Origin of the sequence: Streptomyces sp. NPDC091287 (genome assembly GCF_044768525.1) — a bacterium.
In the GTDB taxonomy this organism is placed as follows: Bacteria; Actinomycetota; Actinomycetes; order Streptomycetales; family Streptomycetaceae; genus Streptomyces.
On sequence record NZ_JBIVUV010000003.1, the window covers coordinates 442,063 to 460,709 of the forward strand.

Genomic DNA, 18,647 nt, shown 5'->3' on the forward strand with positions numbered 1-18,647 from the left:
TTTACGTCAGTCACAACGTGTGATCTTCCCGGATGATTCCCTGCCGGGAACTCCGGTACGGTCCGCCGCGCCGACGCGTCGATAGTGGCACGGCCCCACCGGGCCCGTCACGCGGGTTTCGCGCTGCTCCAGTCGGGGTGGCCCGGCATCGGAGGGGTCTTCTCGCCGTACAGCCAGCCGTCGAAGAAGGCGGACAGATCCCGTCCCGCGATACCGGACGCCAGCCGGGTGAAGTCCGCGGTGGTCGCCGTGGAGTCCCGGTGCACCCTGACCCAGGTGCGCTCCAGCCGGTCGAAGGCGGCCTCGCCGATCTCCTGGCGCAGGGCGTAGAGGACCAGCGCGCTGCCGTCGTACATGACCGGCCGGAACAGGCTGAGCTTCTGCCCCGGGGCCGGGCCGTCCGGATGTGCCGGAGGGCCGCCGTCCGCGCGCCAGCCGTCGGAGAGCCTGTACGCCTCGCGCATCCGCCGCTCCAGGGTCCCGCCGCCGTTCTCCTCGGCGTACCGGGCCTCGTACCAACTGGCGTGTCCTTCGTTGAGCCACAGGTCGGACCAGCTCGCGGGCGAGACGCTGTCGCCGAACCACTGGTGGGCCAGCTCGTGGATCATCACCGAGTCGACGTACCACTCCGGGTAGCCGGGCTCGGTGAAGAAGGACTTCCCGAACAGGGACAGCGTCTGGGTCTCCAGGGCGAAGCCGATGGGGCTGTCGGCGATGAGCACCCCGTACGTCTCGAAGGGATAGCGGCCGACCTGCTTCTCCATCCACTCAAGCTGAGCCGGGGTCTTCTTCAACCAGGGCTCCAGCTTCTTCCGGTCGGCGGCCGGGACGACGTCGCGCACCGGCAGTCCGTGCGGGCCGGTGCGGTGCAGCACGGCGGAGCTGCCGATGGAGACCTGGGCCAGCTCGGTCGCCATGGGGTGCTCGGTGCGGTAGGTCCAGGTGGTCGTGGCCCCGCGCCGGGTCTTTCCGGCGGGCAGGCCGGCCGCGACCGCCGTCAGCTTCTCGGGGGCGGTGATCCGGAAGGTGAAGTACGCCTTGTCGGAGGGGTGGTCGTTGCCGGGGAAGACGCGGTGGGCGGCGTCGGCCTGGTTGGCCATGGCGAGGCCGTCGGCGGTACGGACCCAGCCGCCGTCGTCCCCGGATCCGCTCGGGTCGCTGGTGTGCCGGACGGTGATGTTCAGCTGTACGCCCGCGGGGAGGCGGCGGGGGGCCTGGACGACGAGGTCCTCGCGGCTGCTGCCGAAGTCGGCGGCCAGTCCGTTGACCTCGACCCCGTGGACGGCGCCCCGGGCGAAGTCGAGGTTGATCCGGTCCAGCGGGGCGGTGGTGCGTGCCCTGATCTTCGTGACCGCGTCCAGGGGCTCGGTGTTGCGGCCGTGGTACGTGAAGGCGATGTCGTACGCGAGGACGTCGTATCCGGGGTTGCCCAGCTCGGGGAAGAGCCGGTCGCCGATGCCCAGGGGTTCGGGGGCGGGCAGGGCGGCGGCGACGAGGGTGGCCGAGGCGGTCGCCAGCAGGGCGGCGCGCAGGCGGCGGGTGAGGAGCGGCATGGACTACCGCTATCAGCGCATCGCCGCCCGGCCGGGGAGCCGCGCGCCGCACCACTCGAACGAGAACGACCCACGTGTGGGAGGAGCGGTTCGGCCGGCCGGTACGCGCCGCTTCGGGCCGGGCCGCTTCCGATGCGCGCCGCTCCCGTGGGGCGGCTCAGCCGGCCGGGGCCGCCTGTGAGGGTTCCGGGCAGCTCAGCCGGCGGGGGCCGGGTGCTGGGCGCGGCTGACGTCGTAGACCCCGGGGACCTCGCGCATGGCGCGCATCAGGGCGGGAAGGCCCGCGGCGTCGGGGAGCTGGAGGGTGTAGGTGTGGCGGACGCGCTGCTCGCTGGGCGGTTCCACGGTGGCGGAGACGATCGCCGCCTCGGCGGTGGCGATGGCCTCGGTGAGGTCGGCGAGGAGCCGGGGGCGGCCGAAGGACTCGGCGACCAGGGTGACCCGGCAGCCCGCGTCGGACTCCCGGCCCTCCACGTCGGTCCAGCGGGCCCCGACCGGGGCGCGGCCGATCTCCTGCATGGCGGCCACGGCGGGGCACGCGCGGCGGTGCACGGTGACGGTGCCACCGCGGACGACGAAGCCGGTCAGCTCGTCGGGGGGCACCGGCGTACAGCAGCCGGCGAGGCGCACCGGCGCGTCCGGCCCGTCGACGACGACGCCGGTGGCGCGGGGGCCGGACCGGGTGCGCGCCGGCGCGGTGGGCTGGGCGTCGCGCTCCGGGGCGGCGGGCTCGGCCGGGCCGGGTCCGCCCGCGTCCACGGACGTCATTGTCGAGGGGGTGGGCTTCGCCTCGTCGGGGTGGTCGGTGAGCCAGCCGGTGATCGCGATCCGGGCGGTGGGGGTGCGCGCGTGGTCGAGCCAGTCGGGCGAGGGGCCGGATGCGGTGTCCTGGGCGAGCAGCAGCTGCACGGTGTCGCCGTCGCTGAGGACGGTGCTCAGGGTGGCGAGGCGGCCGTTGACCCGGGCTCCGATGGAGGTGTGCGCCCGGTCGCCGTACTGCGCGTAGGCGGCGTCGACGCAGCTGGCCCCGGCGGGCAGCCCGAGGGTGCCTCCGTCGGTGCGGAACACGGTGATCTCGCGGTCCTGGGCGAGGTCGGCGCGGAGGGTGGTCCAGAAGGTGTCGGGGTCGGTGGCGGACTCCTGCCAGTCCAGCAGCCGGGAGAGCCAGCCGGGCCGGGTCGGGTCGGCGCGCTCGTCGGGCGGCTCGCTCTGCGGGGTGGCGGCGTGGTCCTGGGCGTACGGGTTGCCCAGCGCGACGACCCCCGCCTCGGCGACCTTGTGCATCCGGTGCGTGCGGATGAGGACTTCGGCGACGGCGCCCCCGGGGCCGACGACCGCGGTGTGCAGCGACTGGTACAGGTTGAACTTGGGGGCGGCGATGAAGTCCTTGAACTCGGAGATCACCGGGGTGAAGCAGGTGTGCAGTTCACCGAGGACGGCGTAGCAGTCGGCGTCCTCGGTGACGAGGACGAGCAGCCGGCCGAAGTCGGTGCCGCGCAGTTCGCCGCGTTTCCTGCGGACCCGGTTCACCGAGACGAAGTGGCGGGGCCTGATGAGGACTTCGGCACTGATGCCCGCGTCGCGCAGGGTGCCCCGTACGTTGTCGGCGATGGTGTCGAGGGGGGCGTCCGGGCCTGCCGCGGCGGCGATCAGGGCGCGGGTGTGCTCGTACTCCTCGGGGTGCAGGATCGCGAAGACCAGGTCCTCCAGCTCGGTCTTGAGCGCCTGCACGCCGAGCCGTTCGGCGAGCGGGATGAGGACGTCCCGGGTGACCTTGGCGATCCTGGCCTGCTTCTCGGGGCGCATCACACCGAGGGTGCGCATGTTGTGCAGCCGGTCCGCGAGCTTGATCGACATGACCCGGACATCATTGCCGGTGGCGACGAGCATCTTGCGGAAGGTCTCCGGTTCGGCGGCGGCACCGTAGTCGACCTTCTCCAGCTTCGTCACGCCGTCGACGAGATAGCAGACCTCGTCGCCGAACTGCTCGCGTACCTGGTCGAGCGTCACTTCCGTGTCCTCGACGGTGTCGTGGAGCAGGGAGGCGGTGAGGGTGGTGGTCTCGGCGCCGAGCTCGGCGAGGATCAGGGTGACGGCCAGCGGATGCGTGATGTACGGCTCGCCGCTCTTGCGCATCTGGCCGCGGTGCGAGGACTCAGCGAGGACGTAGGCCCGGCGCAGGATGGTCAGGTCGGCGTCGGGGTGGTGGGCGCGGTGCGCCTCGGCGACATGTCCGATGGCGTCGGGCAGCCGGTCGCGGGAGACCGGGCCGCGCAGTGCCACCCGGCCCAGTCTGCGCAGATCGATCCGGGGGCGGCTCCGCCTGCGAAGGGGAGCGCCCGGATCGGCGGCCTCTGCACTCATGGGCACCTCCGGCGACGTCGACCGGCGCTGGGGAGGAGCGGATGCCCCTCGGGGCCGGTGCTTGATGCTATCGACCCCACCACGTGGCGCAGTCCAGCTCTCGCCCAGCGTGAAACGGATCACCCATTCGAGCGAAGCTCGGGCCGGTCATCGTTTCGAGCGAGCCATTCCTCAGGAGGTTTCGAGCCAGATCGGGTCGATGACGCCCTCGGCGACGATCACCGCGGGTCCGGTCATGTCGATCCCGCCGTCGGGGTGCTCGGTGATGACGAGGGTGCCGCCGGGGAGGTCCACCCGGTAGGTGGCGGGGAGGCCGGTCGTCGCGGGGTCGGAGCCGTCCCGGCGGGCGGTGGCGACGGCCACCGCGCAGGCGCCGGTGCCGCAGGAGCGGGTCTCGCCGGAGCCGCGCTCGTGGACGCGCATGCCGACGTGGCGCGGGCCCCGGTCGACGACGAACTCGACGTTGACGCCGTCGGGGTAGACGGCCCCGGGGCTGACGGGCGGGGCGGTGAACAGGTCGCCGGCGTGGTCGAGGTCGTCGACGAAGGCGACCGCGTGCGGATTGCCCATGTTGACGTTGCGGGCGGGCCAGCTGCGGTCGCCGACGCTGACCGTGACGGTCTCCTCGGGCAGCAGGGCGCGTCCCATGGAGACCGTGATGTCGCCGTTCTTCGCGAGGTGCACGCGCTTGGGGCCGCCCCGGGTGGCGACGGTGAGGTCGCCCTCCTCGACGAGGCCGGCGCGCTGGAGGTAGTGGGCGAAGACGCGCACGCCGTTGCCGCACATCTCGGCGATCGAACCGTCCGCGTTGCGGTAGTCCATGAACCACTCGGCCGCGTCCGCCATGGAGCGCGCCTCGGGGTGTGCGGCGGACCGCACGACGTGCAGCAGGCCGTCCCCGCCGATGCCGGCCCGGCGGTCGCAGAGCCGCGCGACGACGGCGGCGGGCAGCGTGAGGGCGTTGTCCGGGTCCGGGACGATCACGAAGTCGTTCTCGGTGCCGTGACCCTTGAGGAAGGCGATCTGCGAGGTGCTCACAGGTCAACTGTACGAGGCGGCGCCGACAACCCGCACGAGCGGACCCGGCGGCCGGGTCCACGACCGGCCCAGGACCCCTGCGCCCGGGCCCGTGAGCCGCGCGGGCGGGCCCGGGTGCAGCGCCCGCGTCCGGCCGTCAGCGCAGCCGCGCCACGCGCCAGACGGCGAGGGCGACCAGGGCGGCGCCGGTCGCCACGTACAGCGCGATCACCCGCCAGTCCGGGCGGTCGCCGGAACCGCGGGAGGGCAGTCCCGGCCAGGTGTGACCGACGCGGCGGGCGGCCATCATGCCCCAGCCGGCCGCGCAGCAGCTGATCAGGAGCCCCAGCATGGCGACGATGGCACCGCCGTCGCCGAACTCGAAGGCGAGGGGGAAGGCGAACATCAGCGAGCCGACCGCGGCCAGGACGACGATGGGGGCGAGCTGCCAGATCCGCAGCTTGCGGGTGGGACGCAGCTCGACCTCGACCTCGGGGGTCACGTCCTGCTCGTCGGGCCCGTCAGGACTCAGCCGTCCCGCGGTCTCCCGCGATGACGGCACGTCGTGCTCCGTGCCGCGCTGCTCCGTGTCGCGAGGGCCGGCCTCCATCGCCACGCGCCCTCCCAACTCGGACTCCACTGGTGGATCGATGCTCGATGATGGCACGATCACGGGTGCCGAATTGACGGGCGGGGCTTCCCGATGCCATCACGTGATCAGGCTGTTATAGCCCCGCTTTGGGGTTTATGCAGGTCAGGCGTTTGCCGCTGGTCGGCGAGTCAGCAAGAGGTCAGCAATAGCTCCAGGTCAGGGCCGGATTTGGCGGTCGCGACCAGTCCGCAGAAGGAATCATCCCGATCGAGTCGAACAAGCTTGCGCAGGGTAGGGGCGGCTTCTTCGTACCCTGCGCGCGTCGCCGGCCCTCAAGCTGCCCGCACCTCTGCACGCTCCGTCTCCGCCGCGTGACCAGGCCCGGTCACCGGGCCCGGACCACACGGCGTTCCCGTGCGTGAGGCCGCACGTGCGAGTGAGCCGGTGGTTCACGAGGTCAGGAGGACCGCGTCCCAGAGCGGGACCGACGAGCCCGTGGGGCCTTGGCCGCGGGTTTTCGCATAGGTGAGGAGTGCGAGGGCCACACCTGCGGCGCCGTCGATGAGCGCGGGGCTCTCACAGCGCACCGGACCAGCGGGCCCACGGACCAACTGCCGGTATCCGAAGGCGGATTCGGGGTCGTACAGCGAGATGAGCGCTGTCGCCAGGCGGTCGGCGCCCCGCCACAGTTCCTCGTCGCCCGTGCGTGCCGCCAGCCGGACCCCGGCGTGGAGGACGCCCGCGAGGCCGTGGCAGAAACCCGGGTCGTCACCGCCTAGTTCGGCGACCGGACGGCGCAGCGCGGCCGAGAGGGCGGTGACGGCCTGCCTCGACGTCGTCCCGTCGGCCAGGGCCGTGCCCGCCAGGTGGAGGGCACCGGCGATGCCGGCGGTGCCGTAGCACCAGCCGGGCCGCGTCCCGGTGTCCCCGCCGGCCGCCGCGACGCCGGTCTCCTCGTCGAACGCGACCCGGCCGGGCCACGAGACGCCGCCCTGCCCGTCGTCGTACGCGTGTCCCCGCAGCCAGTCGGTGATCCGCCGGACAGCGTCCGGGATGCCGGGCACCCGGTGACCTGCCAGGTGCGCGAGGGACAGCAGGGCGAGCGGGCCGCAGATGCCGTGGGCGACACCCGTGTTGAAGTCGCCGCGCGGGTAGGCGGCCCGGTCCTGGGGCACGACGTAGCGGTCCGGGGCGCACCACCACCCGGGGACGTCCACGCCGTCGACCCGCAGTGGCTCGGTGAGCTCGACCAGCAGGGCGAGGACGCCTGTCAGCGCGTCCCTCGCGCGTCCGACGCCCCGTCCGGCCGCCGCGAGAAGGACCCGGCCCTGGCCGGTGAGACCCGCGACGACGTCGTAGTCCAGGTACGAGAGCCCCTCGGCGCGCCGGCCACGCAGGGCGGCGACCCTGGATCCGGTGTGTCCGGCGAGCACGCCGACGCTCCGGTCGAGCAGCCGGGCGTAACCTCCGGTGTCCTGGGCGCGCAGCAGCGCGGGCAGGACGAGGTTGCCGACGGCGGACGGCCCCGCCTGCGGGGCCGCGGCGACCGCGGCGGCGAGATGGGCGTGAGCCACCGCGGACCACTGCTCGTCGTCGCGTGCGCAGGCCGTGTGCAGCAGGCTCACGCCGGGGTGACCGAGAAGCACGGACGCCGGCTGCCAGCCGGGCAGCATCAGTTCGGCGGGCACCTCGGCGCATGCGGCCGCCGTGATCCGGGCCACCCGCGCCGGGTCACGGAGCCGCTCCGCGACGGTGAACGCGATGTCCAGCGCCGCCGTACGGGGGGCGTGGGCCAGGCTCATCGGCCGTGCCTCTTCCTGCTGAGGCTGAGGGCGAGGCCTTCGCGGGCCGTCACATGGGCGAGGATCTCCTCCTCGCGGCGGGGGCCGAGGAGCCGGTTGCAGTGCATGTGGGCGAGGCTCATCGCCACCGGGGCCCGCCGGTCCCCGGCCTCGGCGAGTCCGGTGGGGCCGGACGTGCCCGCGGGGTCGGCGGCCTCAGCGGTGAGGACCTCTCGAAGGCCGGCCAGGGCGGCGCCGCGCGCGGCCAGGGCGGCGGCGAGGCCCGGTGGCTCGGAACCACCCGCGAGACTCCCCCCGAGCCGTTCGGCGATCGCCTCCTTCGTCGCCCGCGCCACCTCGGAGCGCCGGACGAGGAACCCGGGGTCCCCGAGCCAGGCGAGGGCCTCCTCCGGTGTGCCGAGCCCGGTGAGGAGGTCGAGGATCCCGAGCGCCGCCTGGGTCACCGGCTCCGGCTCAGGGTCGGTCCGCGGGGCGAGCCGGGCCAGGACGACGGCGCTGTCGGCGCGGAAGACCCGCTCGGCGTGGTGGAGGGCTGCGGGCCCTCCGTACCGCTCGACCTCCGGCTCGTACGTGTCGAGCACCAGCCGGTCGGTGAGCCCCGCGTCCCGCAGCTCTTCGCCCCACTCCCGTACGGCGGGCAGCAGCACCGGCCACAGGCCCTCCGGCTTCCCGTGGAAGCGCACGCGCAGATGGGGGTCGGGGTCGGCGTACCGCAGGAAGAACCAGCTGTCGACACCGGCCGCGCGCACCGCGGCGGAGTCGACGAGTCGCCCCAAGTGCCGTGCCAGAACGTGGTGCTGGAGCGCGTCGGGGACGTAGAGCTTGGCGTACAGCCACTCGCCACCGGGCATGGCCGCCCACCGCACTCGCTCCTGGGCGTCGACCGGGGCGGCCGGTTTCGGGGCCACGGCCGGTGCCGGACGCGGGTGGCGGGCGAAGAGAGGAACGACCAGTTCGGCGGCGTGGGGGCCGTCGGCGGCGGTGAACCAGCGGGCACCGGCCGGGCCGCCGTACCACTCGGTGATCACCAGCCGCTGGGGCCGTTTCACCTCGTCGTGCAGGACCAGAAGGTGACGCGGATCGTCGAGATCGACCGTCACGCGGTTGTCCACCCGGGTGAGCAACGTATACCGGGGCACTCGCAGGCGCCGGCGCCATGCGGCGACCGCTTCGTGCCAGCCCACGTCGGCGCCGTCGGTCTCCGCGGCCCGTTCCAGCAGCGCGGTGTCGGGGAGCCAGCGAGCCGGAGCCAGCACCGTGCGGCCCAGGCGGACCCTGGGCAGGGCGGGCGCGGAGGTCCAGGAGCCCCAGTTCCAGGGGGTGCACCAGTCCTGGCCCTCGTATCCGAGGTCGAGCAGGAAGCGTGCCACGTACGGGAGATGGCCGCTGGCGGGGTTGAGCATCGAGTGCGAGACAGGCCGCACCGGCCGGCCGGTGGGTGTGTGCACGACCCGCAGCCCGTCCAGGTCCGCGTGGACGGCGAGTTCCTCGGGGCGCAGGTCGGTGACATCGTCACGGGCGGCCCGCGGGACGCCCAGCGGGATCCGGTACGGGAGCCACTGCGGCACGGTGGCCACGTTCGCGGAGCGGGCCACCCGGGGGCGGTAGGCCACCGCGGCCGTGATCTCTCCGGGCACGGCGGCCGCGGCCGACTCCTCGGCGCGCGCGACGACCGAGGCGAGCGGACCGCTTTCCCCGCCCAGGGCCGGAGCGAAACGGCTGAAGGTGGCACCGGCCCGGGGCGAGCCGGGGTTCGCGCCGAGGACGAGACGGAACTCCCCCGCGCACAGCTCGTCCCAGCCTTCGGCGACGATCTCGACTCCCAGTTCGAGGGAGCCCGGGACCCGGCGGGGAGGACGGACGGTGCCGGACGGGTCCGCCCCGCCGGAAGCGGCGGGCCCGGCTTCCGTGGCCGCGAGGGCGTCGAGCGTCTTCTCGTCGAGCACGATCTCGCCGACGCCCGTCTGTCCTGAGGCACCGAGCATCAGCTCCCCGAGACGCTGGTCGCGGCGCCGCTCCGCCGCCGACGGCTCGGGCGACGACGCGCCGCCCGCGCCGCCGGGCCCCCGGTAGGTCTCCGGGAGGCCGAGGCCCCGGGCGTCGTCGAGGAGTTCGAGAAGCGGTACGGCACGGCCCGTGCCGTACCGCTCCAGGAAGGCCAGGTGGTAGGCGCGCAGATGCGGCATTCCCGGCCGGGCGACCGTCGTCCGCCACAGGGCGGAAGCGGCCCGCGCGGCCTCACGGGTGACCTCGACCGGCAGGACGAGACGCGTGTCGAGCCCCAGGTCGGTCTGGATCACGTCGTCGGCCCCGCGCAGCTCCCGCATCCGGGCGGTGACCTCGGCGAGCTCCCGGCCCCGGTCGGCCGGTGGGGCGGCGTCCAGGGCGGTGAGACCGGCGCGGACGCCGGCGAGGGCGTGGGTCACGGGATGGCCGGTGTCGACCAGTCGCTCCAGCACGTGGTCGAGCGGGGCCGTGTGGTCGGGCGGTGGCACGAGGTCGCTCACCAGGAAGCCACTGCCCACCAGTTGCCGCACGGTCCGCTCAATGGTCGCGGCGGGAGCCTGGGGGAACCGCTCGGCCAGCGCCTGGACAAGCTCGGGCCAGGCGACCGGGTCGGCGGCCCGTTCCAGGACGTACGCGACGACCGCGGTGAGCCGGACCGAGTGCGCCAACTGCTGATTCCCCGTGGGGTCGTGGTGATCGACGAGGACCACGCGGCCGTCCCGGACGGTACGCAGCGGGTTGGCGGTCAGTGCGGCGCGTTCGCACAGTCCCGGCGTGGTGACGACCTGGTCCGTGAGGACTCCGGACAGCCAGGCCGCGTCGGGGCGGCTCAGCGTCCGGTGCCCGCCGCCCCCCGGCCGTACGGGGGCGGGGCCCGTCGCGGCGAGCGCCACGCCCGCGAAGAGGCCGAAGGGGGTGGGCCGGTACGTCGTGCGGAGCCGGTACTTGGTCAGCGAGACGAGTGCCCGGGTGAGGCGCTTGCGCTTGAGCGGGACGCCCGACCGTACCTTCTCGACCTCGTCGGCGAGGCTCGGGCTGGCCAGTCGGACGGCCGTCAGGAAGGCGGGGTCCGCGGCGAGCCGGCCGATCTCGGCCCGCGTCGCGGCCTCGGAGGCGAAGCCGCCGGAAGGGGCGGTGGGTGGGGCCGCGGGCGCTTCTGCGGACGAGTCGGTCCCGGGCGCCGCGGGAGGCAGGGGGCCGACCGCCACACGCAGCAGCACCACATCGGCGGCGTCGAAGAGGTCTCTGTCCGTCATGTGTCCGTCCCCGGTCCGTTCTGTGCGTAGTGGTGACGTGGGAGTGCCGGGCGGCACGGCCCGCGAGGGCCGCGCCGCCCGGCACCCGGTCAGCCGGTGGGCTCGTCAGCCCTGTCGGCTTCCGGGCCGATCAGCAGTGCCAGGAGGTGACCGGGCAGGAGAGACAGGTGCCGGTGCCGGTGAAGGACTTGGCCTCCATCGCGGGCGAGTCCTGGACCACGACCTCCAGGTCGAGGTCGAGGTCGAACTCCAGTTCTGCGGCGAGGGCGGTTGCCATGTGTTCCTCCGAAGAGTCGCGGTCGTGCGGTGGCCGGTTCGGCCGGTCACCGATCACGCCGTGGTGCAGGAGGAAGATCTAGGCGAGCTCTCCAAACCACCGCTTAAGAGCTCCTAATCTCCGCCTCGGCCCGTCCCCGACGAACCCGCCGCACAGGTTAAAGATCAAGCTTGGGCGTGTATCGAAAGTCCCGCCTGCTCGGCGGCGTCTGGCACTTCCCCAAGCTCTCGGCTTCGCTCGAGCAGGGGAGACCCCATTCCTCGCCGCGTTGTCGGGATCACGCCGATACATCCAGTATCGGGGCGACCCTCCGCCTTGCGGTCGCGCGCACCAGACGCCGCCGAGCCCGCCCTCCGGGCGGACGGCGCTACTTTCGAACACGCCCTAGACGGCTGTTAGGGCCGCTTTAGACCGCTCGCCAAGCATGGCCGCGTCGTACCTGACGTACGGGGAGAGCTGGGAATGGTCGAGAAGACGGACGAGAAACCGCAGTCGCTGCGATCGCTGCACGAGCAGGGCCGCGTGGCCGCCGAATACCCACTGGTACGCGGTCTGATCGGCGCGGGTGACGCGGTCGAGAGGCGCTGGGCGGGAAACCTGCTGGCCCGTCTCGGCGCGGACGCAGTGCTGGCCGAACACCCGGACACGCCGGTCCTGTCGGTGGCGTTCACCGGGCACAGCACCGTATCCGGACTCGTCGCACCGGTCACGGCCGAACTGGCCCGACACGGTCTGCTGCTGCGCCCGCACGTCTCCGACTTCGACGGCTACGTCTTCGACCTGTCGGACGCCGCGAGCGAGCTGTACGCGGCGCGGCCCGACGCGGTCGTCTGCCTCCTGGACGCCTCCCTGGTCTTCGACGAGGTCCCCGTTCCCTGGCGTCCGGAGGACGTGCACCGGGTGTTCGACGAGAAGCTGACGCTGCTCGACGGACTGGCGAAGGCCTTCGACGGCACGGGGCGGGGCACGCTGGTGTTCAACACTCTCCCGCTGCCCCGCGAATGGCCTGCGCAGCTGGTCGGCGTACACGACCGGGCCAGGCTCGGCGCCGTGTGGCGGGAGGCCAACGCGCGGCTGCTGCGGCTGATGGACTCCCACCCCTCCCTGACCGTGCTCGACTTCGACCCGCTGCTCGGCGCGGCGCTGCCGCTCCGTGACGACCGGCTCGGTGTCTACACGCACACGGAGCTCTCACCCGAGGTGCAGGCGGCGTACGCGGGCGAGGTGGCTCACCTGCTCCGCGCGTCCACCGGCGGCGCGAAGAAGGTCCTGGTCCTCGACCTGGACAACACGGTCTGGGGCGGGATCCTCGGCGACGACGGGATCGAGGGCATCGAGGTCGCGGGCTCCTACCGGGGCGAGGCGTTCCGCCGGTTCCAGCGGACCGCCCGCCAGGTCGCCTCGCAGGGGGTGCTGCTCGCCGCGGTCAGCAAGAACGACCTGGACCCGGTGCGCGAGGTGCTGCGGTCCCACCCCGACATGACGCTGCGCGAGGACGACTTCGTCCGTGTCATCGCCAACTGGCGTCCCAAGCACGACAATCTGCGCGCGTTGGCCTCCGAGCTCAATCTCGGGGTGGACAGCTTCGTCTTCGCCGACGACAGCCCGTACGAGTGCGGGCTCGTCAGCCGCGAGCTTCCGGACGTCGCCGTGGTGGCCCTGGACGACGAGCCGGCACTGCACGTCGAGAAACTGCTGCGGGACGGCTGGTTCGACGTACGGGACATCACATCCGACGACCGGCAGCGCCCGGAGCGGTACCGGGAGGAGCTGGACCGCAAGGACTTCCTGCACAGTTTCTCCTCGCTCGACGACTACCTGCGCGAGCTGGACGTCCAGGTGCGGTTCGCCGACGCCTCCCCGGCGGAGCTGACGCGGGTGTCTCAACTGACCTTGCGTACCAACCAGTTCAATATGACCACCGAGCGGCTCCAGCAGTCCGAGGTGGCCGAGCGGGCCGGCGCGCCGGGCTCCCTGGTTCTCACCATCCGCTCCGCCGACCGGTTCGGCGACAACGGAGTCGTCGGCGCCGTCCTCGCCCACCGCGAGGACGAGACGCTCGTCATCGACAACTTCCTGCTCAGCTGCCGGGTATTCGCCCGCGGCATCGAACAAGCCTGCCTGTCGGCGATCCTCAGCCACGCCCGGGACGAGGGCCTGCGCTCGGTGCGGGCCGGCTACCGGCCGTCGGCCAAGAACGGCAAGGTCCAGGACTTCTACCCCGGCAACGGCTTCGGCCTGGCCGACGGAGGCGCCGACGGCGCCCCCACCCTCTACCGCCACGACCTGGCGGAGATCCCCGCGCCGCCGGAGCACATCCGGCTCACCCTGAGCCTGGGAGGGCTGCACCAGTGAAGAATCTCGACGATTTCCTGTCCCTCGTCCACCGCGAGGTCGGACTGTCCCTCACACCTGAGACGGTGGGCGCCAGTTTCGACGAACTGCCCGGCTGGGATTCGCTGAACCTGCTGACGCTGCTCACCGCGATCGAACGGGAGACCGGGCGGCGGATACCGATGACGCAGGTGCTGGAGTCGACCAGCCTGGGTGACATCTACGCGCTGACGGCGCAGACGGTGGAGTCGTGAACGGCGGTCCGGGCCCGGCCTCAGTGGCCGACGAGTCCCGCACGGGCCACCCGGCGGCCGACCGTGCGGAATCCCCGGTGGCCGGGGGCCGTACGGCGTTGCCCGCCGCCTCGGCCGCCGGGAGCGCCGGCCGGGTCAACAGCGATGCCGGCCGGGTCCGTTCGGCGTATCTGCTGCCCCGGCAGGCCGAGCCCGCCACTGCGCGGTTGCGGCTGTTCTGCTTCCACCACGCCGGCGGGGCGGCCTCCTCGTTCTCCGGCTGGCAGCCCCGCCTGGGCAACGCGATCTCCGTCGTGCCGGTGCAGCTGCCCGGCCGCGAGCACCGGGCACGCGAACCCCGGCTGCACGACTTCGCGCGGCTCGTCGACGAGCTGGACGAGGCGCTCTCCCCGCTGATGGACGTGCCGTACGCCTTCTACGGGCACAGCATGGGCGGCATCGTCGCCTACGAGCTGGCCCGGCGCCGGATCGCCCAGGGCCGCACACCACCGCGCCAACTGCTGGTCGGCGCCTGCGCCCCGCCGCACACTCCCCCTGGCGACGTCTCGCCGGACCGGCTCACGGACGAGGAGCTGGCGGCCTGGATGACCAGCCTGGACGGGCTGCCCGAGCTGGTGCTCCGCTACCCGGAGTGGCTGCGGCTCGCCGTCTCCGTGCTCCGTGACGACCTGCGCGTGGCGCACAGCCGCGTCCCGGGCGCCGACGTCGAACCGCTGCCCGTCCCGGTCCGGGTGTTCGCCGGGTCGAACGACCCGCTGGTGCCACCCCGGATCGCCGCGGGCTGGGCCGGCCACACCTCTGCGGACTTCAGGGCGTTCACCGTGCCCGGCGGGCACTTCTTCCACCGGTCGGCGTCCGCCCTCGCGCTCCGGCTGGTCTTCTCGCTCCTCAGCGCCGAACACGCCGTCCGGTCCTGAGGGGCCGCGCCCCGGCTCGTGGCTCTCCTCCCCCTCTCACTCCCTGGTCCACCTGAATCCCGCGCGATGTTGCACCTGAGTCCCGCGCGATGTTGCACCTGAATCCCGCGCAACCGAAATTCGGAGACGGTAGACGATGACTGCTGCACCCCACCCCGTCGTACTGTGGCCGGTCTCGGCGCCCGGACCGGCCTCGCTGCGTGCGCGCGCCGCCGCCGCCGCGGAGCTGCTCGCCGCCCTCCCCGGCCTGTCGCCCGCTTCGGCCGGCGCCGCACTGACCGCCGCCGACGGTGCGGCCGCGCACCGTGCCGTCCTGGTCGGTCGCGACCGCGGCGAACTGCTCGCGGGACTCCGCGCGCTGGCGGCCGGACGGATCGAGGAGGCCGTCTCCGAGGTGCTGCGCGAGGGGCGGGTGCCAAAGGCGGGTGGCGCACCCGGAGCCGTGTTCGTCTACCCCGGTTTCGGCGCGCACTGGGACGGGATGGCGGTCGATCTGCTCGATGAGTCCGAGGTTTTCCGGGCAAGCGTCGAGGCCTGCGCCGAGGAGCTGCGCCCGCTGGTGGGCTGGGATCTGGTCGAGGTCCTGCGGGGCGCCGAGGGCGCGCCGGCGCTGGAGTCCGCGGCAGTGGTGATGCCGGCGCTGGTCGCCGTGATGATCTCGCTCACCGCCGAGTGGCGTTCCCGGGGGGTCGAGCCGGTCGCGGTGGTGGGGCACAGCATCGGCGAGATGGCAGCCGCGCACGCGTGCGGGGCACTGCCCCGGCCCGAGGCGCTGCGGATCGCGGCCGTGTGGGGCGAGGCGCTGACCGAGGAGCTGTCGGGCCGGTGTGGCATCGTGGCGGTGCTGCTGCCCGCCGAGGAGATGCGGGGACGGCTGGCCCCCTGGGGTGACCGGCTGGGTCTGGCCGCGGTCAACGGGCCGGGTTCGGTGACCGTGTCGGGTGACGAGGACGCGCTGGCCGAGTTGGAGGCGGCCCTCGCGACGGAAGGGATACGGACCCGGCGGATCCTGGCCGACTTCCCCGTCCACGTCGGCCAGGTCGACGCGATCATGGACCGGCTCCGCGACGGGCTGCGGTTCGTACGCCCGACCGCGTCCCGGATTCCGTTCTACTCGTCGGCGCGCGGCGCCCTGCTGGACACCCTGGAGTTGGACGGGCCGTACTGGGCAGGGCAGCTGCGCCGCCCGGTGCTCTTCGAGTCGGCGGTGCGCGCACTGCTCGCCGATGGCCACGGGGCGTTCCTGGAGGCGGGCCCGCACCCGGTGCTGAAGATGGCCATGGAGGAGATCGTCGAGGACACCGGCCAGGCGGCGGACACCGTCGTCACGGGGACGCTGGTACGTGGCCGGGACAGCCACCGGGCCCTCGCGGCGGCGTTCACCGACCTGTGGGCGCACGGCCTCCCCGTCGTTCTGGCCCGGGCGAACGGTGCGGCCGAGGCGGACGACGACGCGGACGTGGGCGAGCCGGTGCGACTGGAGCTGCCCGCGTACGACACCGCGGCCGACGCGGCCGAGGCCGCGGGTCCGGCCACCGAACTCCGGGCGGAACTGGACGCGCTGGCCCCCGACGAACGTCGTCCGCGCCTGGTGCGGTTCGTGAGGGAACAGACCGCGGGAGTACTCGGGGCCGGCCCCGGCGGTGCGCTCGGCGCACCCGGCGACACCTTTCGCGACCTCGGTCTGGAGTCCTCGACCGCCGTCGGACTGCGCAACCGTCTGACGCAGGCTCTGGGCGTATCCCTGCCGGTGGCCGTCGCCTTCGACCACCCCACCCCGGAAGCGCTCGCCACGCATCTGCACACGCTGCTCTACGAAACGGCGGCGGTGCCGGTGCCCGCCAGGCGGGCACCGGCCGATCCCGGCGAGCCGATCGCGATCATCGGCATGGCCTGCCGCTACCCGGGCGGGGTCGCCTCCCCCGAGGACCTGTGGCGCCTGGTGATCGAGGAAACGGACGCGATCGGGCCGTTCCCGGACAACCGAGGCTGGGACGAGGACCTGTACGACCCCGACCCGGAGGCCGTCGGCAAGTCGTCCACCGCACGGGGCGGGTTTCTGCACGAGGCCGGTGAGTTCGACGCCGGTTTCTTCGGGATCGGTCCGCGCGAGGCAACGGCGATGGACCCACAGCAGCGGCTACTGCTCGAAACGGCCTGGGAGACCTTCGAACGGGCCGGCATCGACCCGACGTCGCTGCGCGGCAGCGACACCGGTGTCTTCGCGGGCACGTACGGGCTTGAGTACGGTCCCCGGCTCGCCGAGGCCGCCGAAGGCGTCGACGGCTACCTGCTGACGGGCCAGCTGAGCAGCGTCGCCTCCGGCCGGATCGCCTACACCCTGGGCCTCGAAGGTCCTGCGATCACCGTGGACACGGCCTGCTCCTCGTCCCTGGTGGCCCTGCACCTGGCCGCGCGGGCCCTGCGGCAGGGCGAGTGCTCGCTGGCGCTGGCCGGCGGCGCGGCCGTCATGGCAAGCCCCGGCATGTTCGTGGAGTTCAGCCGGCAGCGGGGTCTGTCACCGGACGGCCGCTGCAAGGCGTTCGCCGCCGGGGCCGACGGGACCGGCTGGAGCGAGGGCGTGGGCCTGCTGCTCGTGGAGCGGCTCTCCGACGCGGTGCGCAACGGACACCCGGTCCTCGCGGTGGTACGGGGCTCGGCCATCAACCAGGACGGCGCGAGCAACGGTCTCACCGCGCCCAACGGCCCCTCCCAGGAGGCCGTGATCCGCCAGGCCCTGGCGGACGCGGACCTGACGCCCGCGGACGTCGACGCCGTGGAGGCGCACGGTACGGGCACCCGGCTCGGCGACCCGATCGAGGCGACGGCCCTGCTCAACACGTACGGCGATGCTCGCGACGCCGAGCGCCCGCTGTGGCTGGGGTCGTTGAAGTCCAACATCGGCCACGCGCAGGCGGCGGCCGGGGTCGGCGGTGTCATCAAGATGGTCATGGCTCTGCGCCATGGCCGGCTGCCGATGACCCTGCATGCCGAGCGGCCCACGGAGCACGTCGACTGGTCGGACGGCACGGTCCGGCTGCTGACCGAGGACCGCCCGTGGCACACGCAGGGCCGGCCGCGTCGTGCGGGTGTCTCGTCGTTCGGTATCAGCGGCACGAACGCGCACGTCGTGATCGAGGAAGCCCCTGCCGACCACACACCCGGCACCAGCGAACTCCCGGCACTGCCGTGGCTGTTGTCGGCCAAGAGCGAGAAAGCCCTGCACGAACAGGCCCGTTCACTCCACGCCTACACCCAGAGCCACCCGGACGTACCCCCCGAGCGGATCGCGGCCTCCCTGGCCGCCCGCACCCGCTTCGACCACCGCGCCGTCATCGACCCCGCCGACCGCACCACCCTCCTCACCGCACTCACCGCACTCGCCGACGGCACCGAAGCACCCGGCCTGACCACCGCGACCACCACCCCCGGCAAAACCGCGTTCCTCTTCACCGGCCAGGGCAGCCAACGACTCGGCATGGGCCGCGAACTCTACGAGAGCCACCCGGTGTTCGCCGCCGCGTTCTGCGAGGTGTGCGACCGTTTCGACGCGATCCTCGACCGGCCTTTGCACGAGGTGATGTGGGGGCAGGACGCGGAACTCCTCAACCGCACCGAGTACACCCAAGCCGCCCTCTTCACCCTGCAAACCGCCCTCTACCGGGCCCTGGAACACGACGGCCTCACCCCCGACACACTGATCGGACACTCGATCGGCGAGATCGCCGCCGCCCACGCCGCCGGAGTCCTCACCCTCGACGACGCCGTAACCCTCGTCACCACCCGCGGCCGACTCATGCAGACCGCCCGCTCCGACGGCACCATGATCGCGCTACGCGCCACAGAGGAAGAAGTCCGGGCAGTACTCGACTCCACCGGCGACGACCTGAGCATCGCCGCCGTCAACGGACCCCAGGCCACCGTGATCTCCGGCACCCCCGACGCCGCCGAAGCCGTCGCCCAGCACTTCACCGCCCAAGGCCGCAAAACCACCCGCCTCACCGTCAGCCACGCCTTCCACTCCGCACACATGGACAACATCCTCGACGACTTCCGCCACGCCATCTCCCACCTCACCTTCCACCCCCCGACCATCCCCCTCATCTCCAACCTCACCGGACTCCCCGCCACCGCAGACGACCTCACCACCCCCGACTACTGGACCCACCACATCCGCCGGACAGTCCGCTTCCACCCCGGCATCCACCACCTCGAAACCCACGGCACCACCCGCTACCTCGAACTCGGCCCCGACGCCACCCTCACCACCCTCG

At 73.1% G+C, this 18,647-nt stretch carries 11 protein-coding genes; 4 read left to right on the plus strand and 7 right to left on the minus strand.

The annotated features are described in order from the left end of the window. Positions 1-107 precede the first annotated feature (107 nt). From ACIQRW_RS06580 to ACIQRW_RS06610, 7 genes are all read right to left on the minus strand, one after another. On the minus strand, positions 108-1,553 hold the full coding sequence (locus ACIQRW_RS06580) for a M1 family metallopeptidase (RefSeq protein WP_403755281.1): 1,446 nt from the start codon (positions 1,551-1,553) through the stop codon (positions 108-110). Positions 1,554-1,748: 195 nt separating this feature from the next. Next, a complete protein-coding gene (locus ACIQRW_RS06585; protein WP_403755285.1) occupies positions 1,749-3,917 on the minus strand; it encodes a RelA/SpoT family protein in 2,169 nt (722 codons plus the stop codon). 171 nt (positions 3,918-4,088) lie between these two features. Beyond that, entirely contained in the window at positions 4,089-4,955 is an 867-nt protein-coding gene (gene dapF, locus ACIQRW_RS06590) for a diaminopimelate epimerase (RefSeq protein ID WP_403755287.1), read from the minus strand. Positions 4,956-5,091: 136 nt separating this feature from the next. Beyond that, positions 5,092-5,544: a hypothetical protein gene (locus tag ACIQRW_RS06595; protein WP_403755365.1), complete on the minus strand. Its 453-nt coding sequence runs from the start codon at positions 5,542-5,544 to the stop codon at positions 5,092-5,094. 431 nt (positions 5,545-5,975) lie between these two features. Beyond that, on the minus strand, positions 5,976-7,328 hold the full coding sequence (locus tag ACIQRW_RS06600; protein WP_403755290.1) for a lanthionine synthetase C family protein: 1,353 nt from the start codon (positions 7,326-7,328) through the stop codon (positions 5,976-5,978). Further along, complete coding sequence (locus tag ACIQRW_RS06605; RefSeq protein ID WP_403755293.1) at positions 7,325-10,591, minus strand: lantibiotic dehydratase; 3,267 nt, start codon at positions 10,589-10,591, stop codon at positions 7,325-7,327. Before ACIQRW_RS06605 ends, ACIQRW_RS06600 begins: the two co-directional genes overlap by 4 nt. 130 nt (positions 10,592-10,721) lie before the next feature. Then, positions 10,722-10,868, minus strand: a complete 147-nt coding sequence (locus ACIQRW_RS06610) for a hypothetical protein (RefSeq protein WP_403755296.1) — start codon at positions 10,866-10,868, stop codon at positions 10,722-10,724. A gap of 462 nt (positions 10,869-11,330) precedes the next feature. Here ACIQRW_RS06610 and ACIQRW_RS06615 point away from each other — a divergent pair, with 462 nt between their 5' ends. The 4 genes from ACIQRW_RS06615 to ACIQRW_RS06630 form a co-directional block, all read left to right on the plus strand. Beyond that, positions 11,331-13,223, plus strand: coding sequence for an HAD-IIIC family phosphatase (locus tag ACIQRW_RS06615; protein ID WP_403755299.1), 1,893 nt, complete (start codon positions 11,331-11,333; stop codon positions 13,221-13,223). Then, a complete protein-coding gene (locus ACIQRW_RS06620) occupies positions 13,220-13,456 on the plus strand; it encodes an acyl carrier protein (RefSeq protein WP_403755302.1) in 237 nt (78 codons plus the stop codon). The genes ACIQRW_RS06615 and ACIQRW_RS06620 overlap by 4 nt, the downstream gene beginning before the upstream one ends. Further along, positions 13,453-14,373 carry a thioesterase II family protein gene (locus ACIQRW_RS06625; protein ID WP_403755305.1) on the plus strand — a complete coding sequence of 307 codons (921 nt, stop codon included), beginning with the start codon at positions 13,453-13,455 and terminating at the stop codon, positions 14,371-14,373. Before ACIQRW_RS06620 ends, ACIQRW_RS06625 begins: the two co-directional genes overlap by 4 nt. Positions 14,374-14,509: 136 nt before the next feature. Beyond that, a partial coding sequence (locus ACIQRW_RS06630; protein ID WP_403755308.1) for an acyltransferase domain-containing protein occupies positions 14,510-18,647 on the plus strand: 4,138 nt, incomplete at its 3' end.

Bases quoted from the DNA above. Each gene is read 5' to 3' on its own strand.
- ACIQRW_RS06580 (WP_403755281.1), bottom strand. From the start codon at position 1,553: ATGCCGCTCCTCACCCGCCGCCTGCGCGCCGCCCTGCTGGCGACCGCC.
- ACIQRW_RS06585 (WP_403755285.1), bottom strand. From the start codon at position 3,917: ATGAGTGCAGAGGCCGCCGATCCGGGCGCTCCCCTTCGCAGGCGGAGC.
- ACIQRW_RS06595 (WP_403755365.1), bottom strand. From the start codon at position 5,544: ATGGAGGCCGGCCCTCGCGACACGGAGCAGCGCGGCACGGAGCACGAC.
- ACIQRW_RS06600 (WP_403755290.1), bottom strand. From the start codon at position 7,328: ATGAGCCTGGCCCACGCCCCCCGTACGGCGGCGCTGGACATCGCGTTC.
- ACIQRW_RS06605 (WP_403755293.1), bottom strand. From the start codon at position 10,591: ATGACGGACAGAGACCTCTTCGACGCCGCCGATGTGGTGCTGCTGCGT.
- ACIQRW_RS06610 (WP_403755296.1), bottom strand. From the start codon at position 10,868: ATGGCAACCGCCCTCGCCGCAGAACTGGAGTTCGACCTCGACCTCGAC.
- ACIQRW_RS06615 (WP_403755299.1), top strand. From the start codon at position 11,331: ATGGTCGAGAAGACGGACGAGAAACCGCAGTCGCTGCGATCGCTGCAC.